Origin of the sequence: Pseudomonas sp. 22515 (assembly GCF_052044625.1) — a bacterium.
GTDB classification, from domain to species: Bacteria; Pseudomonadota; Gammaproteobacteria; order Pseudomonadales; family Pseudomonadaceae; genus Aquipseudomonas; species Aquipseudomonas alloputida.
Window position 1 is genome coordinate 21,558 of the sequence record NZ_JBQENN010000034.1, and the last position, 25,141, is coordinate 46,698.

19 protein-coding genes are annotated in these 25,141 nt (G+C 62.6%); 8 read left to right on the plus strand and 11 right to left on the minus strand.

The genetic code is table 11. The annotated features are described in order from the left end of the window. Positions 1–71 precede the first annotated feature (71 nt). Positions 72–2,264, minus strand: coding sequence for a bifunctional 23S rRNA (guanine(2069)-N(7))-methyltransferase RlmK/23S rRNA (guanine(2445)-N(2))-methyltransferase RlmL (rlmKL, locus tag ACTJJN_RS24200; RefSeq protein WP_012053184.1), 2,193 nt, complete (start codon positions 2,262–2,264; stop codon positions 72–74). 562 nt (positions 2,265–2,826) lie between these two features. Here rlmKL and rmf point away from each other — a divergent pair. Beyond that, positions 2,827–3,042, plus strand: coding sequence for a ribosome modulation factor (rmf, locus tag ACTJJN_RS24205; RefSeq protein ID WP_003248687.1), 216 nt, complete (start codon positions 2,827–2,829; stop codon positions 3,040–3,042). A 163-nt stretch (positions 3,043–3,205) separates the two neighbouring features. Here rmf and ACTJJN_RS24210 read toward each other — a convergent pair whose 3' ends face one another. Beyond that, positions 3,206–4,228 carry a quinone-dependent dihydroorotate dehydrogenase gene (locus ACTJJN_RS24210; protein WP_003248679.1) on the minus strand — a complete coding sequence of 341 codons (1,023 nt, stop codon included), beginning with the start codon at positions 4,226–4,228 and terminating at the stop codon, positions 3,206–3,208. 137 nt (positions 4,229–4,365) lie between these two features. On the opposite strand from ACTJJN_RS24210, the gene ACTJJN_RS24215 reads away from it, so the two are divergent. The 5 genes from ACTJJN_RS24215 to cobA all read left to right on the plus strand — a co-directional run bounded on the left by ACTJJN_RS24215 (position 4,366) and on the right by cobA (position 10,011). Further along, entirely contained in the window at positions 4,366–5,580 is a 1,215-nt protein-coding gene (locus ACTJJN_RS24215; protein ID WP_440781674.1) for a CmpA/NrtA family ABC transporter substrate-binding protein, read from the plus strand. An 11-nt stretch (positions 5,581–5,591) separates the two neighbouring features. Continuing rightward, positions 5,592–6,167 (plus strand): ANTAR domain-containing response regulator, encoded by a 576-nt coding sequence (locus ACTJJN_RS24220; protein WP_003248677.1) that lies wholly within the window; start codon positions 5,592–5,594, stop codon positions 6,165–6,167. Positions 6,168–6,351: 184 nt separating this feature from the next. After that, entirely contained in the window at positions 6,352–7,563 is a 1,212-nt protein-coding gene (locus ACTJJN_RS24225; RefSeq protein ID WP_003248674.1) for a nitrate/nitrite transporter, read from the plus strand. Between the two features lie 9 nt (positions 7,564–7,572). Beyond that, complete coding sequence (locus tag ACTJJN_RS24230; RefSeq protein ID WP_088513642.1) at positions 7,573–9,243, plus strand: bifunctional protein-serine/threonine kinase/phosphatase; 1,671 nt, start codon at positions 7,573–7,575, stop codon at positions 9,241–9,243. A gap of 27 nt (positions 9,244–9,270) precedes the next feature. Then, on the plus strand, positions 9,271–10,011 hold the full coding sequence (gene cobA, locus ACTJJN_RS24235) for a uroporphyrinogen-III C-methyltransferase (RefSeq protein ID WP_003248669.1): 741 nt from the start codon (positions 9,271–9,273) through the stop codon (positions 10,009–10,011). 86 nt (positions 10,012–10,097) lie between these two features. Here the strand turns inward: cobA and ACTJJN_RS24240 are convergent, their stop codons facing one another. The 8 genes from ACTJJN_RS24240 to ppsA form a co-directional block, all read right to left on the minus strand. Continuing rightward, entirely contained in the window at positions 10,098–11,132 is a 1,035-nt protein-coding gene (locus ACTJJN_RS24240; protein WP_010953090.1) for an OmpA family protein, read from the minus strand. Between the two features lie 111 nt (positions 11,133–11,243). After that, positions 11,244–11,810 carry an RNA polymerase sigma factor SigX gene (sigX, locus tag ACTJJN_RS24245; protein WP_003248665.1) on the minus strand — a complete coding sequence of 189 codons (567 nt, stop codon included), beginning with the start codon at positions 11,808–11,810 and terminating at the stop codon, positions 11,244–11,246. Positions 11,811–11,923: 113 nt separating this feature from the next. Beyond that, complete coding sequence (locus ACTJJN_RS24250) at positions 11,924–12,748, minus strand: mechanosensitive ion channel family protein (RefSeq protein WP_003248659.1); 825 nt, start codon at positions 12,746–12,748, stop codon at positions 11,924–11,926. 2 nt (positions 12,749–12,750) lie between these two features. Continuing rightward, positions 12,751–13,023, minus strand: coding sequence for a hypothetical protein (locus ACTJJN_RS24255; protein WP_003248657.1), 273 nt, complete (start codon positions 13,021–13,023; stop codon positions 12,751–12,753). A gap of 87 nt (positions 13,024–13,110) precedes the next feature. Then, positions 13,111–14,106 carry a zinc transporter ZntB gene (locus tag ACTJJN_RS24260; protein ID WP_003248655.1) on the minus strand — a complete coding sequence of 332 codons (996 nt, stop codon included), beginning with the start codon at positions 14,104–14,106 and terminating at the stop codon, positions 13,111–13,113. Positions 14,107–14,133: 27 nt separating this feature from the next. After that, entirely contained in the window at positions 14,134–14,625 is a 492-nt protein-coding gene (gene rraA, locus ACTJJN_RS24265; RefSeq protein ID WP_003248652.1) for a ribonuclease E activity regulator RraA, read from the minus strand. A gap of 331 nt (positions 14,626–14,956) precedes the next feature. Next, a complete protein-coding gene (locus tag ACTJJN_RS24270; protein ID WP_440781675.1) occupies positions 14,957–15,949 on the minus strand; it encodes an alpha/beta fold hydrolase in 993 nt (330 codons plus the stop codon). Between the two features lie 102 nt (positions 15,950–16,051). Next, positions 16,052–18,427, minus strand: coding sequence for a phosphoenolpyruvate synthase (gene ppsA, locus ACTJJN_RS24275; protein ID WP_012053190.1), 2,376 nt, complete (start codon positions 18,425–18,427; stop codon positions 16,052–16,054). A 191-nt stretch (positions 18,428–18,618) separates the two neighbouring features. Between ppsA and ppsR the strand changes: the two genes are divergently transcribed. Continuing rightward, positions 18,619–19,437, plus strand: a complete 819-nt coding sequence (gene ppsR / locus ACTJJN_RS24280) for a posphoenolpyruvate synthetase regulatory kinase/phosphorylase PpsR (RefSeq protein ID WP_003248634.1) — start codon at positions 18,619–18,621, stop codon at positions 19,435–19,437. 111 nt (positions 19,438–19,548) lie between these two features. Here the strand turns inward: ppsR and ACTJJN_RS24285 are convergent, their stop codons facing one another. Further along, complete coding sequence (locus tag ACTJJN_RS24285) at positions 19,549–24,414, minus strand: NAD-glutamate dehydrogenase (RefSeq protein ID WP_440781676.1); 4,866 nt, start codon at positions 24,412–24,414, stop codon at positions 19,549–19,551. 274 nt (positions 24,415–24,688) lie between these two features. On the opposite strand from ACTJJN_RS24285, the gene ACTJJN_RS24290 reads away from it, so the two are divergent. Continuing rightward, positions 24,689–25,042 carry a hypothetical protein gene (locus ACTJJN_RS24290; protein WP_003248629.1) on the plus strand — a complete coding sequence of 118 codons (354 nt, stop codon included), beginning with the start codon at positions 24,689–24,691 and terminating at the stop codon, positions 25,040–25,042. Positions 25,043–25,141: the final 99 nt, after the last annotated feature.

The window sequence follows — 25,141 nt, forward strand, 5'->3', positions numbered from 1 at the left end:
TCCTGCGGATTATCTTGCCCTGCCCTCAGTTATAGCTATTGGCCATTAGCCGTGCAATGTACCTCGTCGCCTCAACGAAGCTGCAAACGCCAAGCGCGATGGATACGGTTATTACGCGCGAAGTCCGGGTCCAGGGTCTGCGCGCTGATTTCTTCCACCACGTAACGCGCCATCAGGTGCTCGTCCAGCTGGAACTTGCGGAAGTTGTTGGAGAAATACAGCACACCACCCGGCGCCAGACGGGCCATGGCCAGGTCCAACAGCTGAACATGGTCACGCTGCACGTCGAATACACCTTCCATGCGCTTGGAGTTGGAGAAGGTTGGCGGGTCGATGAAGATCAGGTCGTAGCTGTCACGGTTGCCTTCCAGCCAAGCCATTACATCGCTTTGCTCCAGGCGGTTGCGCTCGGAATAGCCATTGAGTGCCAGGTTACGCCGCGCCCAGTCCAGGTAGGTTTTTGACAGGTCGACGCTGGTGGTGCTGCGCGCACCGCCCTTGGCCGCGTGCACGGTGGCCGTCGCGGTGTAGCAGAACAGGTTGAGGAAGCGCTTGCCGGCAGCCTCACGCTGGATGCGCATACGCATCGGGCGGTGGTCGAGGAACAGCCCGGTATCCAGGTAGTCGGTGAGGTTGACCAGCAGCTTGACGCCACCTTCGTTCACTTCCTGGAAGCGGCCCTCGGTAGCCTGACGTTCGTACTGGCGCGTGCCGCTTTGCCGCTCGCGACGTTTGAGCACTACACGCTGCGGCGAAATGCCCAACGCCTGCGGGATGGCCGCCAGTGCATCGAGCAGACGCGCCTGAGCCTTGTCCGGGTCGACCGAACGTGGCGCGGCGTATTCCTGCACGTGTACCCAGTCCTGGTACAGGTCGACCGCCAGGGCATATTCAGGCATGTCGGCATCGTACAGGCGGTAGCAGTCGATCTGCTCGCGACGGGCCCACTTGCCCAGTTGCTTGAGGTTCTTCTGCAGGCGGTTGGCAAACATCTGCGCCCCTTCCGACAGCCGCGCGGGCTCGCTGGCCTGCGGCACCTGCTGGCGGGCTTCGGTGCCTTCAGGCTGCGCTTCGCGGCGTTCACCGGTGACGAACTGGTCAGGCTGCACCTTGAACAGCAGCAGCTTGCATGGCAATGCGCCGTTCCAGAACGCGTACTGCTTGTGGCTACGAATGCCCATGCGCTTGCCCAGTTGCGGCGCACCCGTGAATACCGCTGCTTCCCAGCCCATGCAGGCCTGGCGCAGGCGCTCGCCCAGATTCTGATAGAGGTACAGCAGGCTGGCTTCGTCACCCAGGCGCTCACCGTAGGGCGGGTTGCTGATGACCAGGCCTTTCTGGTTCTGGTCCGGGCGTGGCTCGAATGTACTGACTTCGCCTTGGTAGATCTTCACCCAGTCGCCCAAGCCGGCACGCTCGACGTTGTTGCGGCCCGGCTGGATCAGCCGCGGGTCAGCCTCGTAGCCACGGATCCACAGCGGTGGCTTGGCCAGGCCGGCCTGCGCGCGCGCCTGCGCTTCGTCATGCACCTTGCGCCACAGCGCCGGCACATGGCCGAGCCAGGCACTGAAGCCCCAGCGTTCGCGCTTGAGGTTGGGGGCGATATCGGCGGCGATCATCGCGGCCTCGACCAGGAAGGTACCCACACCGCACATCGGGTCGGCCAGCGCACCACCTTCGGCAGCAATACGCGGCCAGCCAGCACGGATCAGCACCGCTGCCGCCAGGTTTTCCTTCAGCGGCGCGGCGCCTTGCTGCAGGCGGTAGCCACGCTGGTGCAGGCTGTGCCCGGACAGGTCGAGGGACAAAATGGCCTCGCCGCGGTCCAGGCGCAGGTGCACACGCACGTCTGGGTCGATCTTTTCCACGGACGGGCGCAGGCCTTCGCGGTTACGCAGCTTGTCGACGATCGCATCCTTGACCTTCAGCGCACCGAAGTGAGTATTGTCGATGCCTGAGCCATGGCCGCTGAACTCCACAGCCAGGGTGCCGTCGGCTGCCAGGTGGTCAGCCCAGTCGACCGCGTGCACGCCGTCGTAAAGGTCGTCGGCGTTCTTCATCGAGAAGCGCTTCAGCACCAGCAATACGCGGTTGGCCAGACGTGACCAGACACACAGGCGGTAAGCAGTTTCCATGTCGGCGGCGCCGCGAATGGCCGAGGTGTGCTCGCGCACCTCGTCAAGGCCGAGGCCCTTGGCCTCTTCGGCGAGCAGGCTTTCAAGGCCTTTGGGACAGGTGAGGTAAAGTTCGAAACGGTCCGACATGAGTATTCCAGCGCCTTGGGCTATTTGACTGACGGGGCGACGCATCGCCCCGCGATGTTTGCCCGTACACCTTTCCAGCAGGCGTGCGGGTGGCCCTCTGCGACACACAACGTGCTGCAGAAAAGCCGGGCCGCCTGACCGATCCGTGCTTGGCCCAGTGGCAAAGACAGCTTAGATCATCAGGCAGTACGCGTAATTCTGGCGATCTGCGGGCCAATGTGACCCTTCGTCGCATTTCAAATTATTTCTGTCATCCGCAAACAACGCTGGCGAAATGACGTCAAAGAACGGCAAACCCCGATCATTGCAGGGCTAAACACCAAATAAGGTTGAGTCGCATTTATTTACTTATCCCCTCACCCTTGGAAAGGTTACGTGCTTATGACAAATCGATCATTCACACCGTGACTCGCATTCGATAGAACTGGTCTCAGGCCGCTTCGCAACGAGGCGGCACTTTCAGCTCGCCACGCCGGCAGCGAGCGCAAACCGGCAGAACGACTCTGCCCGGCCTCGGAGAGGCCGACGGGACATTACAGTCAACAAGTGAGGGCAACACCCTATGAGAAGACTTAAGCGTGATCCGTTGGAAAGAGCATATTCACGTGGCTACCAATACGGGGTCACCGGCAAATCCCGCGAACTTTGCCCCTTCAATCTTCCTTCTGTTCGCCAAGCCTGGATCAACGGCTGGCGTGAAGGTCGCGGTGATAACTGGGACGGAATGACTGGCACCGCTGGCATCCATAGACTCAACGAAAATCACGCCGTTGGCTGAACGAGGACACTGAATTCGATTTACCATGCACGCCCCATCCGGGCGGCGGGCTAAGGCCCAGGGGCCCCTCGAAGGGGCCCTTTTTTATGCCTTGGCAAACCTCATCAGCTGTACCCACACTATCCCTGCAAGAGCGGGCTGGCCCGCGAATCGGCCCATCAGGTCACCGCGGCATTGCCGCGATAGCATCCACCGCTTCGCGAATCAGCGCCGGCCCTTTGTAGATGAAGCCCGAGTAAATCTGCACCAGGCTCGCCCCGGCCGCGATCTTCTCGGCAGCATGGCGGCCTTCGGTAATGCCACCGGCGGCAATGATCGGCAACTTGCCGCCCAGCTCACCTGCCAGCACCTTGACGATATGAGTGCTCTTCTCCCGCACCGGTGCGCCCGACAGGCCGCCCGCCTCACCACCGTACGGCAGTGCTTCGACACCTTCACGCCCCAGCGTGGTGTTGGTGGCGATCACCGCATCCATACCCGACGCCATCAGCGCGGCGGCCACCAGCGCCGTTTCTTCGTCGCTCATGTCCGGTGCGATCTTGATTGCCAGGGGCACGCGCTTGCCATGTGTACCGGCCAGTTGCTCGCGTCGCTCGGCCAGGGCATCGAGCAACTGCTTGAGCGAGTCGCCGAACTGCAGGCTACGCAGGCCCGGGGTGTTGGGCGAGCTGACATTGACCGTGATGTAGCTGGCGGCGGTGTAGACCTTGTCCAGGCAGATCAGGTAGTCATCGACGGCACGTTCGACCGGGGTATCGAAGTTCTTGCCGATGTTGATGCCCAGCACCCCCTTGTAGCGCGAGGCGCGTACGCGGTCGAGCAGGTGATCAACGCCCAGGTTGTTGAAGCCCATGCGGTTGATGATGGCCGTGGCTTCCGGCAGGCGGAACAACCGTGGCTTGGGGTTGCCTGGCTGCGGACGCGGGGTGACAGTGCCGATTTCGACAAAGCCGAAGCCCAGCTGGGCGAAGCCGTCGATGGCCGCGCCGTTCTTGTCCAGGCCAGCTGCAAGCCCCACCGGGTTGGCGAAGTTCAAGCCCATGACCGAAACCGGCAATGACGCCGGTTGCTTGCACAGCATGCCGTTGAGGCCCATACGGCCACCGGCGCCGATCAGGTCCAGGGACAGGTCGTGGGAAGTTTCCGGGGAAAGCTTGAACAGCAGCTGGCGGGCCAGGGTATACATGGGCGGGCAAGGCTCAGGGTGAGTGAGGGGGCGATTATAGCCAGCGCGGGGCTGGCAGGACAGCAAATCGTGGAGCGCTTGGCACATCGGTTGCACCTGTTCAGCCCACAGCCTTATCAGTAAGGGCGAGGACTCTTGTGAACACTGTACCCCGAGCAACGCCCCTGGCCTGGGTCAACGGCAGCGACGCGCCGGAAAAAACCAGCCTGAACATCGGCTACATGGCCCTGACCGACTGCGCCTCGGTCGTGGTCGCCGCCACCCAGGGCTTCGCCCAGCAGCACGGCCTTACCCTCAACCTCAAGCGCCAGGGCTCGTGGGCCGGGCTGCGCGACAAGCTGGTCAGCGGCGAACTGGACGCCGCGCATTGCCTGTATGGCCTGGTCTACGCCGTGCACCTGGGCATTGGCGGCGTACCTGCCAGCGACATGGCCGTGCTCATGGGGCTGAACCAGAACGCCCAGGCGATCAACCTGTCCCCTGCCTTGCAGCGCAAAGGCGTGACCAACCCTGAGGCACTGGCGCGCCTGGTGCACCAGCATGGCGCACGCCTGACGTTCGCCCAGACTTTCCCCACCGGCACCCACGCCATGTGGTTGTATTACTGGCTGGCCAGCCAGGGCATCCACCCGCTGCGCGACGTCGACAGCGTCGTGGTGCCACCGGCGCAGATGGCTGCACACCTCCAGGCCGGGCGCATTGACGGCTTCTGCGTTGGTGAGCCCTGGGCCGCCGACGCGGTGGCCAAAGGCCAAGGCTTCACCCTGGCCACCAGCCAGTCGATCTGGCCGGATCACCCGGAAAAGGTCCTGGCCTGCGCCCGCGTCTTTGCCGAGCAATACCCCAACAGCGCCCGCGCGTTGATCAAGGCGATCCTCACCGCCAGCCGGTTCATCGAACAAAGCCCGGAAAACCGCCGCAGCACCGCGCAACTGCTCAGCGCAAGTGCCTATCTGGACACCCCGCTGGACAGCATAGCCCCCCGCCTGCTCGGCCACTATGAGGATGGCCTGGGCAACCAATGGCAAGACCCACATGCCCTGCGCCTGTTCGATCAGGGCCGGGCCAACCTGCCCTACCTGTCCGACGGTATGTGGTTCATGACCCAGTTCCGCCGCTGGGGCCTGCTGCGCGAAGACCCCGACTACCTCGGCGTGGCCCGGCAAGTCCAGCAACTGCAGTTGTACAGCGAGGCCGCACAGACCCTGGGCATCGCTTGCCCAGACCAACCGATGCGCAGCAGCCTGCTGATCGATGGCTCCCGCTGGAATGGCAGCGACCCCTTCGGCTATGCCCGCAGTTTCAGCTTGCATGCCTTGGGTGACTTGCCCGATGCCCGTGTCGGCGCGTGAGGGGGACGAACATGTTGCGCATCCTGCTGATCGACGACACCCAGAGCAAGCTCGGCCGCCTCAGGGCGGCCTTGAGTGAGGCCGGCTTCGAGATCATCGAAGCCCCAGACCTGACCATCGACCTGCCCGCCTGCGTCGAAACGGTGCGCCCGGACGTGGTGCTGATCGACACCGACTCACCAGACCGCGATGTAATGGAACAGGTAGTGCTGGTGAGCCGTGACCAGCCGCGGCCCATCGTGTTGTTCACCGACGAGCACGACCCCGGGATGATGCGCCAGGCGATCCAGGCAGGGGTCAGCGCCTATATCGTCGAGGGTATCCATGCGGCGCGGCTGCAGCCGATCCTGGACGTGGCCATGGCCCGCTTCGAAAGCGACCAGGCACTGAAGGCGCAGCTGCTGGCGCGCGACCAGCAACTGGCCGAACGCAAGCGCATCGAGCAAGCCAAGGGTTTGCTGATGAAGATGAAGGACTGCAACGAAGAGCAGGCCTATACCCTGATGCGTCGCCAGGCCATGAGCCGGCAGCAGAAGCTGATCCAGGTGGCCGAACAGATCATTGCCATGCATGAGATGCTCGGCTGATGCGCTGAAAATCTCAAGCCAGCCCCACCAGAAGTTGGCCCATCTCTTGCTCAACAAATCTCACCGGTAGCCAACGGCGGTTACCCCACTTGAATCCCGACAAAGACGTCGCTCTCCCCTCCACACACATGGAGCGGGTAGCGGCGTCTTTTTCGTTCCGTTGTACTACCGAGTGAGGTGTTCGATGAGTACCAGCTTCTGGAAATCCGGGCATGTGCCCACGCTGTTCGCCGCATTTCTGTATTTCGACCTCAGCTTCATGGTCTGGTACCTGCTGGGCCCGCTGGCGGTGCAGATTGCTGCCGACCTGCAACTGAGCGCACAACAGCGGGGCCTGATGGTGGCCACGCCGATCCTGGCCGGGGCAATCCTGCGCTTTGCCATGGGCGTTCTGGTCGACCGCCTGTCGCCCAAGACGGCTGGCCTGATCGGCCAGGTGGTGGTCATCGTCGCCCTCGCCGCAGCCTGGTACCTTGGCGTACACAGCTATGAACAGGCCCTGCTGCTCGGCGTGTTCCTGGGCTTTGCCGGTGCGTCCTTCGCCGTCTCGCTGCCGCTGGCCTCGCAGTGGTACCCGCCACAGCACCAAGGCAAGGCCATGGGCATCGCCGGCGCCGGCAACTCCGGCACGGTGTTCGCGGCCTTGCTGGCACCGGCACTGGCAGCGGGCTTTGGCTGGAACAATGTGTTCGGCTTTGCGCTGATCCCGCTGTCACTGGCGCTGGTGGTGTTCGCCCTGTTGGCGCGCAATGCCCCGCAACGGCCCAAGCCGAAAGCCATGGCCGACTACCTCAAGGCACTGGGCGACCGTGACAGCTGGTGGTTCATGTTTTTCTACAGCGTTACCTTCGGCGGCTTCATCGGCCTGGCCAGTGCCCTGCCCGGCTACTTCAGTGACCAGTACGGCCTGAGCCCGGTCACCGCCGGCTACTACACCGCCGCTTGCGTGTTCGCCGGCAGCCTGATGCGCCCGCTCGGCGGCGCACTGGCTGACCGTTTTGGCGGCATCCGCACCCTGCTGGGCATGTACGGCGTCGCCGCCATCTGCATTGCCGCCGTCGGCTTCAACCTGCCCTCTGCCGCGGCCGCACTGGCGCTGTTCGTCAGCGCCATGCTCGGCCTGGGTGCCGGCAATGGCGCCGTGTTCCAACTGGTGCCCCAACGCTTCCGCCAAGAGATCGGGGTAATGACCGGTCTGATCGGCATGGCCGGTGGCATCGGCGGCTTCCTGCTGGCGGCCGGGCTTGGCACCATCAAGCAGCACACTGGTGATTACCAACTGGGGCTGTGGCTGTTCGCCAGCCTGGGCCTGCTGGCCTGGTTCGGCCTGCACGGGGTGAAACAGCGCTGGCGCACCACCTGGGGCTCGACTGCAGTCACTGCAGCGCGGGTCTGAGGCACGCCGATGAGCCTGCAACTGAGCTTTGCCCAGGCCAGCGCCACCGGGCCGCGCGCGGAAAACCAGGACGCCCTGCGCCTGGTGACGCCGGCACCAGAACTGGCCGCCAGCAAAGGCTACCTGTTCGCGCTGGCCGACGGCGTCAGCCAATGTGCCGACGGCGGCCTGGCGGCACGCGCCAGCCTGCAGGCACTGGCCCTGGATTACTACGCCACGCCGGCCACCTGGAGCGTAGCCCAGGCCCTCGACCGTCTGCTGCTGGCGCAAAACCGCTGGTTGCGCGCCCAGGGCAGCGGCCAGCCGTTGTTGACCACGCTTAGCGCGTTGGTGTTGCGCGGCCGACGCTTTACCCTGGCCCATGTAGGCGACTGCCGGGTGTACCGCTGGCACGAGGGGAACCTGCAATGCCTGAGCGAAGACCATGTCTGGGACCAACCGGGCATGCAGCATGTACTGAAACGGGCACTGGGCCTGGACCAGCACCTGCTGGTGGATTACCTGGAAGGCGAGCTGCAACCGGGTGAATGCTTCCTGCTGCTCAGCGACGGGGTCTGGGCCAGCCTGGGCGAACAGCACATCCAGGCCGTGCTGCGCGAGCAAACTGACCTGCAACTGGCCGCCGACACCCTGGTGGCCAGTGCGCACCTCAACGGCAGCAAGGACAACGCCAGCGCCTTGCTGGTGCAAGTCGATCAACTGGGCACGGCTAACCTGGGCGATACCCTGGCGCAACTGCAACAATGGCCAGTGCCCGGCCCGCTGCGCGAAGGCCAGGTGATCGACGGCTGGCAGGTCGAAACACTGCATGCGCACAGCCGCCAGTCCTTGCTGTACAAAGTGCGCGATAGCCAGAACCAGCCTTGGCTGCTCAAGACCCTGCCCACGGCACGCGAACAGGAACCGGGGGCGGCACAAGGGCTGTTGCTGGAAGAGTGGTTTCTGCGCCGCATCGCCGGCCGGCACTTCCCCGAGCTACACACCGCCAGTCAGCGTCAGCACCTGTACTACGTGATGCGCGAATATCCCGGCCGAAACCTGGCGGCGTTGCTGGCCGAACAAGGCCCGCTGCCCTTGCCGCAATGGCTGGAAGTCGCACGGCAACTGCTGCAGGCAGTCGGTGTGCTGCATCGGCGCAACTTGCTGCACCGCGATATCAAGCCAGACAACCTGCACCTGGGCCGTGATGGCCAGCTGCGCCTGCTGGACTTCGGCCTGGCTTATTGCCCGGGCCTGTCCGAAGACCCGCTGCACGAGCTGCCCGGCACACCCTCGTACATCGCCCCGGAAGCATTCGAAGGCCACCCGCCCAGCCCGCGTCAGGACTTGTATGCAGTGGGCGTGACCCTGTACCACCTGCTGACCGGACACTACCCGTACGGCGAGGTAGAGGCCTTTCAGCGCCCGCGCTTCGGCCAGCCGGTCAACGCCGCGCGCTACCGACCCGACCTGCCGGAATGGCTGCAGCACAACCTGCTGCAGGCCGTGGCGAGCGACCCGGCGCAGCGCTTCGAAACCGCCGAACACTGGTTACTGCTGCTCGAGCGCGGCGACCGCCAGGAACTGCCCAGCCGACCCCGGCCGCTGCTGGAGCGCGAGCCGCTGAAGGTGTGGCGCACCCTGGCCCTGTTGTCGTTGCTGATCAATTTGATACTGCTGTTCACCCTGCTCAAGGGCTGAACGCACCTTGCCGATGAGGAAACCCTGATGAATGCAAAAGTATGGCTGGTCGGTGCCGGCCCTGGTGACCCTGAACTGCTCACCCTCAAGGCCGTGCGTGCGTTGCAGCAAGCCGCCGTGGTCATGGTCGACGACCTCGTCAACCCGGCAGTGCTCGAGCATTGCCCGCAGGCCCGGGTAATGACCGTGGGCAAGCGCGGCGGCTGCCGCTCTACACCGCAAGCGTTCATTCAGCGCCTGATGCTGCGCCACGCGCGACAGGGCCGTTGCGTGGTGCGGCTCAAGGGCGGCGACCCTTGCATCTTCGGCCGTGGCGGTGAGGAGGCACTTTGGCTGCAGGGCCATGGCATCGAAGTGGAGGTGATCAATGGCATCACTGCCGGCCTTGCCGGGGCCACGCAGTGCGGGATCCCCCTGACTTCACGGGGCGTGAGCCGAGGGGTGACGCTGGTGACGGCGCACACCCAGGACGATAGCGAGCTGAACTGGGCGGCCTTGGCTCAGGGCGGGACAACGCTGGTGGTCTACATGGGGGTGGCGCGGCTGGAACAGGTGCGCCAGGGATTGCTGGCGGGGGGCATGGCGCCGGGAATGCCGGTGGCGATGATCGAAAATGCCTCGTTGCCGCAGCAGCGGGAGTGCAGAAGCGATGTGCAGGGAATGGTGGAAGCTGCGCGGGCGTTTGGCTTGCGTAGCCCGGCAATCCTGGTGATTGGAGAGGTGGTGGGAGAGCAACAGGCTGTGGGGCGGATCGCAATCGCAGGCTAACAGCAGGAACAGCCTTCAAGGCCGGTTAAACCCCAGGCAAAGAAAAACCCGGCCGAGGCCGGGTTTTTCATGAAGCTTCAAACCAATTACTTGGCCTGGGCTTCTACCTGAGCTTCAACGCGACGGTTGACAGCACGGCCTTCTTCGGTGGCGTTGTCAGCAACCGGACGGGTTTCGCCGTAGCCAACCGAGTCAACACGGCTGGATTCTACGCCGTACTGCTGGGTCAGCACTTGCTTGACAGCGTTGGCACGACGCTCGGACAGCTTCTGGTTGTAAGCGTCTGGACCCACGGAGTCAGTGTGACCTTCAACCACGGTGGTGGTTTGTGGGTACTGCTTCATGAAGTCAGCCAGGTTTTTGATGTCGCCGTAGCTGTTAGGCTTGACGACCGACTTGTCGAAGTCGAACTTGACGTCCAGCTCAACGCGAACGACTTCGGCAACAGCCGGGCAGCCGTCGGCGTCAACGGTAACGTTGGCCGGGGTGTCTGGGCACTTGTCGACGTTGTCGCACACGCCGTCGTTGTCGGAGTCGGAGCAGACTTCAGCAACTGGAGCAGGAGCAGCTTCAGCTTGCTTCGGGCTACCGCCGAAGTTCAGGCCAACACCAACGCTCGGGGCCCACTCGGTGTCGCCCTGGTCGATGTTGTACTGAGCTTCTACGCCGGCACGAGCATAGAACATGTCGGTGATGTACCACTTGGCGCCAGCGCCAACGTTGGCGAAGGTGGAGTGGTCACGACCGCCACGGCCGGTCTGGCCCAGCGACTGGTGCGAGAAACCAGCGGAAACGTACGGACGGATGGCGTCGTACGGGTTGTTGAAGTGGTAAACGGCGTCCAGGGCGGTGTTCGAGCCCTTGATGTTCTTGCCGTCTTCGCCACGAGCGTTGTGCACTTCGTCGTAGCCCAGACGCAGCTCAACGTCGTCGGTCAGGAAGTAACCGATCGAGCCGCCGAACAGGTTGCCGTCGTTCTTGAAGTCGCGCTGGCTGTCGAAGAATTCTTTCTTGTAGAAGATTTCAGTCTCGACGGCGCCTTGACCTTGTGCCATAGCGCCAATCGAAGTGGCGGCTACAAGCGAACCAATGGCCAAGCCCAAGGTGTTTTTCAATTTCATCCGTTAAATCCCCATCTGGTGATAGTTAAGCAGTCCCACCACAAACAAGAGGGACAACTCGACGGCGAGTCTAGCAGAACTCGCCGGTTCGTTAGAGATATTTGCACGCCACTAAGTTTCATCAAGGCCGGCAAATTTCTCCCGAAGCTTGTCTAGCGCGCGCTTGTAACGCATTTTCGTCGCGCTCAGGCCCATGTGCATGATGTCGGCAATTTCCTGAAACTCCAGCTCTGCGACAAAACGCAGCACCAGAATTTCCCGGTCAATCGGGTTCACATGCACCAGCCACTTGTCCAGCCCGCCTTTTTCTTCCGGCTTTGGAGCCTTGTCCTCGGACGCCTCTTCAACAGGGTCCAGACTCAAGGCATCCATCAACCGACGTTTGCGACGCTCCTTGCGGTACTGGGTAATGCACTCGTTGTAGGTGATGCTGTAGAGCCAGGTCTTGAACTTCGACTTACCCTCGAAGTTTTTCAGCCCGTACAGCACTTTCAGCATCACTTCCTGACAGACATCGTCCGCGTCACGGTCGTTCCCCAGATAACGCGCACAGACGTTGAACAGGGTCCGTTGGTAGCGCCGCATGAGCTCTTCATAGGCGCGGGTAACGTGGTACAGCTCCTCATGCGAACGCGCCACCAACTCTTCGTCTGTGAGCTCGCGGGGGTCATAGCGCATGGGCGGCGAATGAACTTTATTCAAAACGGATCTGGCCGACAGTCAGGTCAATGTCGCCGCGCGACCCCGTGGGTCGAATTTCGCGGCGGCATACATTAACAGCTTTTGTGCGGTTAGCGGCTATTGACGCGCTGTTCAAGCAGCTCGCGGTTAGACAGCGACACCAGTTCGCCATCATCGGTCAACAGCGTCGTCTTCACCGTACCGATCTCCTCGATATGCCCTTCGACCTCTCCAATCCGCACCTGCTGGCCCACTTGGTATAGCTCGCGCACGTAGATGCCGGCCAGGATCTGCCCGGCAATTTCGCGACTGCCAAGGCCCATGGCCAAGGCAACGGCCAGACCAACGGTAATCAGCCCGATAACGATGACGTGGTTCAGCAGGTCGGTTTTCACTTCCAGCTGGCTGATGGCCACCGAGATGCTGATGATGATCACAAGGCCTTGGGTGATACGCCCCAGGCCTGCCGAGTATTCCAGGCCGATACCTTCGGCAGCGCCACGCACCAGGCCGTTGGCCACCTGCGCCAGCAGCACGCCGGCCAGCAGCACCAGGGCCGCGCCGAACACTTTGGGCAAGTACAGGGCGAGCATGTCGAGGGTTGCCGAAACCCGCTCCAGGCCCAGCGATTCGGCGGCCGAGACCAGGAAGATGAGCAGCACGAACCAATAGACGATCTTGCCGATCAGGGTCGAGATTGGCACCTGGATGCCGCCCCGACCGAGCATTTTGGTGAGGCCGGTACCGGCCATCAGGCGGTCCAGGCCAAATTTGGCCAACAGTTTGGACAGCAGCGTGTCGAGCAGCTTGGCCACCACGAAACCGAGCAGCACCACGACCAGCGCGCCGAACAGGTTGGGGATGAAGTTCGCTACCTTGGTCCAAAGGGCAGTCATCGCGGTGACCAGGCTCTGGGTCCAGAGATCGAGTTCCATATTCAATCGGCCTTATCTGCTTTGCTGCCGGGGGCAGCGTTGCGGGAAGAGTGTCGACGCACCGGCGCAACATGCGCCGAGCCATTGTTCACGGCAATCAGCAGCGCCTGGCTCCAACGGCCAAGCAGGCTGAACAGATCACCCGCGCCAACCTGGCGGTTGGCGGTTTTCAGCACGCGACCCAGGCAAGCGGCGTCGTCCCGGTCGTCCCGGTCATTGCCGGAGGGTGACGCCTTGAGCAGGTCGCGCAGGGATTCTTCAAACGGATCGTGCATGGGCACCTCGCGCAGTGTCAGCAAGAGACGAGACGGCCGGGCAACGGGTCACACATCCTGTTGGCACGAAGGTTTCAAATTGCACCGCTATACCCACCGCAACCGCCGGAACAGCCACCACTGCCCCACGGCCAACCCCAGCACGACGATGCAGGCGAACAGGAAGCCCAAAGGGTTTTCCGCCCCGGGGATGCCGCCGACATTGATGCCCAGCAGCCCGGTGACAAAGCTCATGGGCAGGAAGATGCAGGTGATGATGCCAAAGCGGTACATGGTGCGGTTCATCCGCTCGCTGCGCCGCCGGTCCTCGCTTTCCAGCACCAGCGCAGCGCGTTCGCGGGCCAGTTCCAGCTCTTCGAGGTAGCGGATCAGGCTGTTGTTGAGTTCATTCCAGTAATCGGCGTCGGCATTGGCGAACCAGCTCCATTTGCTGCGCGACAACTGCGCGTAGATTTCCCGTTGCGGGGCGAGAAAGCGGCGCAAGCCAGCGGCACGGCGGCGGATCTGCTGCAGGCTGCCCTGCTCCGGGGCATACCGCTCGTCGGATTCGACCTTTTCTTCCTCCAGGTCGACGAGCTCGGCCAGGTCGCTGACCAGGCCCTGGACCTTCTCGGTCAGCAACTCACCCATCAACAACAACAGTTCCGAGGCCGATTTCGGTCCCCTGCCCTGTTCCAGCAACTGGAGAATCTCATCGCTGGCGCGCAACGGCCGCAGGCGCAGCGAGATAACCCGCTGCGCCTCGGCGAAGATGCGTACCGAAACCATGTCTTCGGGCTCGGCACCCGGGTTGAGGTTGACCCCCCGCAGGAACAGCAACAGCTGTTCGTCCGCCATGGGCAGCAGGCGCGGCCGGGTGTTTTCTTCCAGCAGCAGCTCGCAGGCGAACTCGCTCAGGCCGCTGTCGTGCAGCAGCCAGGAACGGGTTTGCGGATGGCTGCGGTCCCAGTGCAGCCACAGGCTCTGCTCCGGTTGCAACTGCAGGTCGTCCAGTTCGGTACGGGCAATCGAGCGCGCGCCGCCTTTGCCATCGAGCACCAGGGCATGCACCAGCCCCCACTGCGCGTTGTCTTCCTCGAACATCAAAGCTCCATCAGCGCGTGCGGCGCATTACTCCGGCATTTTCAGCGGGCTCGGCGAGACCAGCACGCCATTGTTGTCGGCATACACATACTCACCCGGGCGGAAGGTTACCCCGGCGAAGGTCACCACCACGTTGAGATCGCCAATACCGCGCTTGTCAGTCTTCATTGGGTGGCTGGCCAGGGCCTGCACGCCAACGTCGGTCTGAATCAGCACGTCGACATCACGCACACAGCCGTAGATCACCAAGCCTTCCCAACCGTTTTTTGCGGCTTTTTCGGCGAGCATGTCGCCGAGCAGCGCACGGCGCAGCGACCCCCCGCCATCGACCACCAGCACTTTGCCCTTGCCGTCGAGTTCGACCTGCTCCTTGACCAGCGAATTGTCCTCGAAACACTTGATGGTAACGATCTGGCCACCAAACGAATCGCGGCCACCGAAATTGCTGAACATCGGTTCCAGCACTTGTACCAGGTCCGGGTAGGCGTCACACAGGTCGGGCGTTACGTAATGCTGCATGGGAAGCTCCTGTCAGTCACAACGAAAGCGGGTATCGGCCAAGGCTACACCTTGGAGGCTGTCGCAGTCATCCGGGACCGGGCAGTCATTTGTATTCATCCTGTCTCGGCCCTTCCACGCGTGACCCGTTCCTGCACAAGAACGCGCCGTTATCCAGGTGTAGGAGCGGGTTTACCCGCGAATACGGTAGCGGCGGCAACGGTGAACGGCCGGTGGAAATTGGCCAGCAGGCCCNCACGACGGCCTGTGTCCCACCCCCGATGTGCGTCCACCACCAATCCGTTGTAGGCGCGGGTTCACCCGCGAAGAGGCCATGACAGGTACAGCAAACTCAACTGGCAGGCACAGGTTCCGCAACGACAGTGGACGCATGCACGGGCAGCAGCGGGTTGCGCAGCCAGCGCTCCACCAGCGGCCACACCTGCACCTGCGCGGCCTTGCTCACCAGCATGTCGACATGCCCAAAGGCCTCGAAACCTTCTTCACGACCCAGCCGCAGGAACTGCTTGCGCTCGCCGCCCAACTGCTCGAACAGCTTGCGACAGGCCCACACCGGGTCCTGGAAGTCCCCTGCACCGGCCACTGCCAGCAGCGGTACATCCACTTCAGCCAGCCCTGCCCACCAATCGTTCTGCTTGTCGCCAAAGCGCCCGAACAGGCCGTGCCAGCGCATGCTCTCCAAGGCGAGGCCTATCGGCTCGTCTTCAGGCCCACGCTTGAAGCGCGGCCCGGATATCTGTCCCCAACGCTTGAGCACCAGCTTCGCGCCCCAAGCCAGCGGCGGCACTTTTAATGGCCAATAGACACGGCTGATCTGGGTACCGAACAAGGCCACACTGGCGACTTGCCCAGGCTCAAGGAAGCCGCCACCCAGTGCTGCCGCCAATGTCGTACCACCCAGCGAATGGCCCACCCAGTGCGGCGCCTGGCCCGATTGCTCGCGCACGAAGGCGTTGATCAGCGGAAGGTCATCACGGGCGTAGGCAGCAACACTGTTGTGCTTCCAGGCAAGGTTGCGCGGCGACAAGCCATGGCCTCGCATTTCCGGGATCCAGACATCGAAACCGGCGCGCGCAAGGTAGGCACCCAGGCCAAGCCCTTTGGGCGAATACCAGAAGCGCCGATTGGAAAAACTGCCGTGCAGGAGAATGACCGGCACGCCTTGGGCCTGAACCTGGTCGGCCAGCCCCAGACGGGTGATGGCGAGCTCGACGCTGGGGTCCGGGCCGTTACCGGCCTTGATCCGATACACGTCTTCGCTGAGATCGCCGCGGCGCTCGGCACTGAGCAGGGCCACGGGGAATAGAGTGCTGCTGCTTTGCATAAGGTTGCTTGGTGCACAAAAAAGGGCGGGGTCCATTGCTGGAGCTCGCCCTGGAAAAAACCAGGCAGGAGGACGCCAGACGTCCCCCCGCATTTTACTGCATCAGGCCGCGCCTTGGCCTTCGGCCAGGAAGAACCAGGTTTCGAGTACCGAGTCCGGGTTCAGCGACACGCTTTCGATGCCCTGCTCCATCAGCCACTTGGCCAGGTCCGGGTGGTCCGATGGGCCTTGGCCGCAGATGCCGATGTACTTGCCAGCCTTGTTGCACGCGGCAATGGCGTTGGCCAGCAGCTTCTTCACCGCAGGGTTACGCTCGTCGAACAGGTGGGCAATGATGCCCGAGTCACGGTCCAGGCCCAGGGTCAACTGGGTCAGGTCGTTGGAGCCGATCGAGAAGCCGTCGAAGTATTCCAGGAACTCTTCGGCGAGGATGGCGTTGGACGGCAGTTCGCACATCATGATCACGCGCAGGCCGTTGTCGCCGCGGGCCAGGCCGTTTTCGGCGAGCAGGTCGACAACCTGGCTGGCTTCGCCCAAGGTGCGCACGAACGGCACCATGATCTCGACGTTGGTCAGGCCCATTTCGTTGCGCACACGCTTCAGTGCACGGCACTCGAGCTCGAAGCAGTCACGGAACGATTCGCTGATGTAGCGCGACGCACCGCGGAAGCCCAGCATCGGGTTTTCTTCTTCTGGCTCGTACAGCTTGCCGCCGATCAGGTTGGCGTACTCGTTGGACTTGAAGTCCGACAGGCGCACGATGACCTTTTTCGGGTAGAAGGCCGCCGCCAGGGTGCTGATACCCTCGACCAGCTTCTCGACATAGAAGCCAACCGGGTCGTTGTAGCCGGCAATGCGCTTGTCGACGCTGTCTTTCAGGTCGGCAGGCAGGCCCGCATAGTTCAGCAGCGCCTTGGGGTGCACGCCGATCATGCGGTTGATGATGAACTCCAGGCGTGCCAGACCGACACCGGCGTTGGGCAGCTGGGCGAAGTCGAAGGCGCGGTCCGGGTTGCCGACGTTCATCATGATCTTGAACGGCAGTTCCGGCATGGCATCGACCGAGTTCTGCTTGATGTCGAAGCCCAGCTCACCTTCAAAGATAAAGCCGGTATCGCCTTCGGCACAGGAAACGGTCACGCCCTGGCCGTCTTTCAGCACCTGGGTAGCGTTGCCGCAACCGACAACCGCCGGGATACCCAGCTCACGGGCGATGATCGCCGCGTGGCAGGTACGGCCACCGCGGTTGGTGACGATGGCGCTGGCGCGCTTCATCACCGGCTCCCAGTCCGGGTCGGTCATGTCGGAGACCAGCACGTCACCCGGCTGGACCTTGTCCATTTCCGATACGTCGTTGATGACGCGAACCTTGCCGGCGCCGATACGCTGGCCAATGGCACGGCCTTCGACCAGCACGGTGCCTTTCTCTTTGAGCAGGTAGCGTTCCATGACGTTGGCGCTGGAACGGCTCTTCACCGTTTCCGGGCGGGCCTGGACGATGTACAACTTGCCGTCGTCACCGTCCTTGGCCCACTCGATGTCCATCGGGCGCTGGTAGTGCTGCTCGATGATCATGGCCTGCTTGGCCAGCTCGCTGACCTCGGCATCGGTCAGGCAGAAGCGTGCGCGCTCGGCGCGGTCGACTTCGACGGTCTTGACCGAACGGCCGGCCTTGGCTTCTTCGCCATAGATCATCTTGATCGCCTTGCTGCCCAGGTTACGGCGCAGGATGGCCGGGCGGCCGGCCTGCAGGGTGTTCTTGTGCACGTAGAATTCGTCAGGGTTGACTGCACCCTGCACCACGGTTTCGCCCAGGCCGTAGGCGCCGGTGATGAACACCACGTCGCGGAAGCCCGACTCGGTGTCGAGGGTGAACATCACCCCGGCTGTGCCGGTTTCCGAGCGGACCATGCGCTGCACGCCGGCAGACAGGGCCACCAGCTTGTGGTCGAAGCCCTGGTGCACGCGGTAGGCGATGGCACGGTCGTTGAACAGCGAGGCGAACACTTCCTTGGCTGCGCGGATCACGTTGTCGACGCCACGGATGTTGAGGAAGGTTTCCTGCTGGCCGGCGAAGGAGGCGTCCGGCAGGTCTTCGGCAGTGGCGGAAGACCGCACGGCAACGGCCATGTTGTCGTTGCCGGCAGCCATTTCGGCGAAGGCCGTACGGATTTCCGAATCCAGGCGTGGCGGGAATTCGGCTTCCATGACCCACTGGCGAATCTGCGCGCCGGTCTTGGTCAGGGCATTGATGTCGTCAACGTCCAGCGCGTCGAGCGCGGCGTGAATGCGGTCGTTCAGCCCACTCTGCTCGAGAAAGTCACGGTACGCCTGAGCCGTAGTGGCAAAGCCGCCCGGCACCGACACGCCGGCACCGGCGAGGTTACTGATCATCTCGCCCAGGGATGCGTTCTTGCCCCCCACATGCTCCACATCATGGACGCCGAGCTTATCGAGGGAAACTACGTACTCTACCAAGGTGATCTCTCCACTAACTGTGTTGGAAAAGCTCAAAAGGCGCCCGCCTGTCATCTATGACTTGGCCGGGCGTTTGTGGCCTGTACCTGGAAAATAGGCGCTGCAAATGTGGCAGAATGTCGACAGCCGCATTCGGCAAACCGAACTTATCATATCCAAGAATCGTCATCAGCTTAAGGCCCAGATCGCAAATGAAACGAACCGCGTTCTTCATCTCCGACGGCACCGGTATCACTGCCGAAACCCTGGGCCAGAGTTTGCTCGCGCAATTTGAGAGCATTCCCTTCAACAAATTCACCCGTCCTTACATCGATTCGCCGGACAAAGCGCGGGCCATGGTCCAGCAAATCAACGCTGCGGCCGAGCGGGATGGGGTCCGCCCGATCATCTTCGACACCATTGTCAACCAGGACATCCGCGAGATCCTGGCGACGTCGAATGGCTTCATGATCGACATCTTTTCTTCGTTTTTATCCCCTCTTGAGCAGGAATTGATCGCCCATTCGTCGTATTCCGTGGGCAAATCCCACTCGATTGGTGGCAATTCCAACTACATGGAACGCATCGAGGCGGTGAATTTCGCCCTGGATAACGACGATGGTGCACGCACCCACTACTACGACAAAGCCGACCTGATTCTGGTTGGCGTGTCGCGTTGCGGCAAAACCCCAACCTGCCTGTACATGGCCATGCAGTTCGGCATCCGTGCCGCCAATTACCCGCTGACCGAGGACGACATGGAGCGCCTGCAGCTGCCGGCGGTGCTGAAAAAGCACCACAGCAAGCTGTTCGGCCTGACCATCGACCCCGACCGCCTCACCGCCATCCGCCACGAACGCAAGCCCAACAGCCGTTATTCCAGCTTTGCCCAGTGCGAATTCGAAGTGCGTGAAGTGGAAAGCCTGTTCCGCAGGGAGAACATTCCCAATATCAATTCCACGCATTTTTCGGTGGAAGAGATTTCCGCCAAGATCCTGGTCGAAAAAGGCGTGGAGAGACGGTTCAAGTAACAGCCCCGCCCCCCCCTGTAGGAGCGGGTTCACCCGCGAAAGGGCCAGCCCAGGCATACAAAAAAAGCCCCGGCATCACCGCCGGGGCTTTGTTTTACCTCACCAGAAGGCTCAGGACGGCACCACCGCTGCCTGCCCGCTCATGGCCAGGTCGACCAGCTCGCGGTTGGCCACCGCGTACATCGCATAGTCAGTGCCCGTGGCATTGCGCAGGTCGTCGAGCATGGCGCGCCAACGCTCCACCATTCCCCGATGCTGCTCTGACCACAGCGCCACGCGGGCATCCATGTCTTGCGGTGCATCGGCCATCTGCAGGACCGAAATGGTGATCGCCCGCTGCTGCAAGTCGATATCGTCGCGGAATGCCTCGCGCGCCAGCGCCTGCCAGTTGTTTTCCACCGGCAGGTTGCTGATTTCCTGCAGGTACCAGGTCAGGTCCAGCGCGCTGCCCACGGCGAAGAATGCCTTGGCCACCTGCGCAGGCTCATGGCCGGTAACGTCGGCCGCTTCAATGATCGGCAGCAGGGTGTACAGGTGGCTGGTACCCGCCACCATACGCGCCAGCAACTCCGGCACACCGGCGTCGACAAAGCCTTGGTAGCGCACCATCCAGCGTTCGCGGGTGGGGCCTTCTAGCAGCTCATCCAGCTTCAGACCCAACTGCGCAATCTTCGGCCCGAAGTGCGCGGTATCGCGCCCGGCGTCCTGTTCGTTGCGGCGGCTACGCAGGAACCAACGGGTGGCACGGCGGCCCAGTCGCATCAACTCGTCCATCAGAGTGAGCTGGATTTCTGCCGGCACCTGATAGTCCAGCGCCTCGATCTGGCGGAACCAGTGCGGCAGGTGGAAGATATCGCGCACGATCACGTAAGCACCGGCCACGTTGGCCGGGCTCATGCCGGTCGACTCCTTCAGGCGCTGGACGAAGGTGATACCCATGTTGTTGACCAGGTCGTTGGCAATCTGGGTGCTGACAATTTCGCGCTTCAGGCGGTGGCGGCGCATGGCCTCGGCGAACTTGCTGACCAGGGACGGCGGGAAAGCGGTTTCCATGTCACGGGTCAGGTAGTCGTCGTCCGGCACCAGCGATTTGAGCAGTTGCTCCTTGAGGTCGATCTTGCTGTACGAGATCAGCACCGACAGCTCGGCGCGGGTCAGGCCGTGGCCGGCAGCCAGGCGTTCGGCCAACTGCTCTTCGGACGGCAGGAATTCGATGGCACGGTCCAGCTTGCCCCGCGCCTCGAGGTCGGCCATCAGGCGCTTGTACTCGGCAATCCGCTCGCGGGCGCGGCGGGCAGCCAGCGACAATGCCTGGGTCTGCTTGTAGTTGTTGCCCAGTACCAGCCCGGCGACTTCGTCGGTCATGCTGCCCAGCAGCTGGTTGCGCTGCTTCTCGGTCATGTCGCCACCCTGCACCACTTCGTTGAGCAGGATCTTGATGTTGACCTCGTGGTCGGAGCAGTCCACGCCGCCGGCGTTGTCGATGAAGTCGGTGTTGGTGGCGCCGCCGTTCAGGCCGAACTCGACGCGGCCGAGCTGGGTCATGCCCAGGTTGCCGCCCTCGCCCACTACCTTGCAGCGCAGTTCGTTACCGTTGACCCGCAGCGCATCGTTGGCCTTGTCGCCGACATCGGCGTGGCTCTCCGTACTGGCCTTGACATAGGTCCCGATGCCACCGTTCCACAGCAGGTCTACCGGGGCCTTGAGCAGCGCATTGAGCAACTCGGTCGGGGTCAGGCGGTCGGCTTCGATGGCGAAGCGCTCTTTCATCTGCGGGCTGATGGCGATGCTCTTGGCACTGCGCGGGAAGATCCCGCCGCCTTCGGACATGATGCTGGTGTCGTAGTCGCTCCAGGCCGAGCGCGGCAGGTCGAACAGGCGCTTGCGTTCAGCGAAGCTGGAAGCGGGCTCCGGGTTGGGGTCGATGAAGATATGCAGGTGGTTGAACGCTGCCACCAGTTGCAGCTTGTCGGACATCAGCAGGCCATTGCCGAACACGTCGCCGGCCATATCGCCCACACCAATGACGGTGATCGGGTCTTCCTGCACGTTGATGCCGCGCTCGCGGAAGTGGCGCTGCACGCCCACCCAGGCACCGCGTGCGGTAATGCCCATCTTCTTGTGGTCGTAACCGGCCGAGCCGCCGGAAGCAAAAGCATCGCCCAGCCAGAAGCCGTAGTCGATGGCAATGCCGTTGGCGATGTCGGAGAAGGTCGCGGTGCCTTTGTCGGCCGCTACCACCAGGTACGGGTCGTCATCGTCATGGCGCACCACGTTGGCCGGCGGCACCACGCCACCGTCCTTGAGGTTGTCGGTGATGTCGAGCAGGCCGGAAATGAAGATGCGGTAGCACGCCACGCCTTCGGCGGCAATCTCGTCACGGCTGCCGCCCAGCGGCAGGCGACGCGGCAGGAAACCACCCTTGGCGCCGACCGGCACGATGACCGAGTTCTTCACCTGCTGGGCTTTCACCAGCCCCAGCACTTCGGTACGGAAGTCCTCTTCGCGGTCGGACCAGCGCAGGCCACCACGGGCAACGTTGCCAAAGCGCAGGTGCACGCCCTCGACCCGTGGCGAATAGACGAATATCTCGAACTTTGGCACCGGTTTGGGCAGTTCGGGGATCAGCTTGGGGTTGAACTTGAAGCTGAAGTACGACTTGTTCTGGCCGTTTGCGTCGGGCTGGTAGAAGTTGGTACGCAGGGTGGCCTTGATCAAGTCCAGGTAGCGTCGCAGGATGCGGTCTTCGTTGAGCACCTGCACGTCGTCCAGGGCGCTCAGGATGGCCTGTTCCAGGCGCAGTTGCTTGTCGTCCAGGTCGTCCTGGGTAAGCTTGCGCGCCAGGTAGAAGCGGGTCTTGAACAACCGGGTCAGCTCACGGGCGATGTCGGTGTGGTTGTTCAGGGTGCTGGCGATGTAGCCCAGATCGAAGCCCAGACGGATCTGTTTCAGGTAACGGGCGTAGGCACGCAGCAAGGCCACGTCGCGCCACGGCAAGCCGGCGGTGAGCACCAGGCGGTTGAAAGCGTCGTTCTCGGCATCACCACGGACGATGTGGATGAAGGCGTCCTGCAGGGTGTCGTTGAGCTGCTGGATGTCCAGGCTCAGGCCTTCGCTGTAGGTGAAGGCAAAGTCGTGGATCCAGTATTCGCGGCCATTGGCATGGCGCAGGCGGTACGGGAACTCGCCGAGCACGCGCAGGCCGAGGTTTTCCAGAATCGGCAGCACGTCGGACAGCGCCAGCGGGGTGTCGGCGTGGTACAGCTTGCAGTGCAGGATGCGCTCGCCCACCTGGGTCAACGGCTGGTAGAAGCTCATTGCCAGCGGCTTGCTTTCCGACAGGTTCAGCACATGCTGCAGGTCGACCACCGCCGAGTGCGCGGCGAAGCGCTCGCGGTATCCGGCCGGGAAGCCTTTGGGGAAATCGGCGAGGATGTTGGTGCCTTGGGCTTCGCCGAAGTTCTCCACCACCAGTGCCGAGTAGTCGTCATGCCACGAGCGGCAGGCCTGGATGACTTCGCGTTCCAGCTGCTGCGGGTCGATGTCGATACGGTTCTTGGGGTCGACCCGCAGAATCAGTTGCACACGGGCCAGTACCGATTCGGAGAAGAAGGTCCAGAACTCGCAGTCGGTGGCCTTCAGGCGCTCCATCAGCACCTGCTGGATCTTCTGCCGCACTTCGGTGGAGTAGATTTCCCGCGGGACGTAGGCCAGGCAGTAGCAGAAGCGGCCATACGGGTCTTTGCGCAGGAACACGCGGATCTTGTTGCGCTCCTGGATCTGCACGATTGCCATGACCGTGCTGAACAGCTCGTCGATCGGCGTCTGGAACAGGTCGTCGCGCGGCAGCACTTCCAGCACCTGGGCCAGTTCCTTGCCCAGGTGGGCCTTGGGATCGAAGCCCGAACGGCGCTCGACTTCGGCCACCTTCACGCGGATGTACGGAATGGCATGCACGCTTTCGCCATACACCGACGAGGTGTACAGCCCCATGAAGCGGTGCTCCTTGATGACCTTGCCGTCGGCGTCCAGCTGGCGGATCGACACATAGTCCGGGTAGGCCGGGCGATGCACGCGGCTGGGCAGCGCAGCCTTGGCGAACGACAGCAGCAGCGGCTCGTTGAGGTAGGCCACAGCGTAGTCTTCGATGCGCAGCTCTTCTGCGGTCAGGCCCACGCGCAGACGGCGCGGCAAGCCGAGGAACGACTGCTCGTCGTAGACCATCTGGCCGCCATCGGCGTCGCCCTTGACGGTGAATTCTTCATAGCCCAGGAAGGTGAAGTGGTTATCCAGCAGCCACTCGAGGAAGGCCTTGACTTCGCCCTTCTCGTTTTGGGCAGGACCAAAGCCGGTCTGTTCCACCTGCGCCACCACTTCACGCAGCTTGGCCTTCATCGGCTCGAAGTCGGCCACCACCACCCGTACCTCGGCCAGCACCTGCTCGATCTCGCGGGTCAGCACTGTCAGCTCGGCGGCATTGGCGCAGCGGTCGATCTCCAGGTACATCAGTGACTCGTAGCGCACGCCCTCGCCCTGGGTGCCCTTGGGCAGCAGTTCCAACAGCTCGCCCTTGGCGCCACGGCGCACGCTGAGCACGGTGGTTTGCAGGGTGTGGATGCTGTAGCCACGGCGGTTGAGCTCGGTACGCACCGAGTCGACCAGGAACGGCAAGTCATGGTGCAACACTTCGACCACGGTATGGGTCGACTGCCAGCCATTACGTTCGTAATCAGGGTTGTACACCCGCACTTGCGGGTATTCGGGGTCGAAACGCTCGATGATGCGCCAGGCTGACAGGGTGCAGCCGGCCAGGTCGGAAAGCCTGCGCTGGGTGAGTTCGTCCAGAGAGATGATGCCGAAGAACTGCTCGGCGAACAGCGCCACTTGTGGCAGGGACTGCTCGCTGATGTGCTGCGCCAGGGCCGCTTGCAGTTGGTGCTGGAAGTCGGCTTTGCTGGCTGCGGTGAAGAACGCCATCTGTGGTACTCCGCTTGGGCTTTGTAATAATTGAAGCGTCGCTGCGTGCGCCGTGTACGGATCAACGATAGCCAACCCGTGGCATGGCGGACGGTAAAAACCAGACGTTGAACGTGCGCAGGCACGCCCAGGGCTCGCCGAAGCTTAACGACTGATCGGTCATCTACGCTTGCAGCGCTGCGACAATTTCGGTCAAGGGGCGGTAACTTTACGTTTATGCCTGTACGCAAGACTGTCAGAATTCCCTTCCGTTTCCTTTGACCCGAGCCTGCTCATGCAAATCAACACCGCCCTGCTGTTCGCCACCCCTTGCGATGACGAGGAAGACAACATGGCGACCCTGTGCTGCCACAGCGACAAGGGTCAGATGTTCCTGCTTACCCGTTACCCGGACGAGGACACCGTCGACCTGACGCTGGATGACGAGCCGTCGACGCTGGATGGCCTTAAGGTGACCCTGAGCGCCAAGCGCCTGCTGATCGAAGTGGCGGCCGGCGACCGGGACGCGCTGAAGGGGGATGAAGCACTGGAAATCAACCTGACCAGCGAGCTGAGTGACATGGATGAAGTGAAGGAAACCCTGGAGAACATCCTGGCCGGTACTGGAACCTTGGTCTGCGAGCTTTGAACCCTGCCCCTGCCTAGTGGGAGCGCGGTCCCTGGGGGAGCAACTGTCTTGCTCAATTTCTAAAAGCTGGCGCGATCCCTGTGGGAGCGGCCTTGCGTC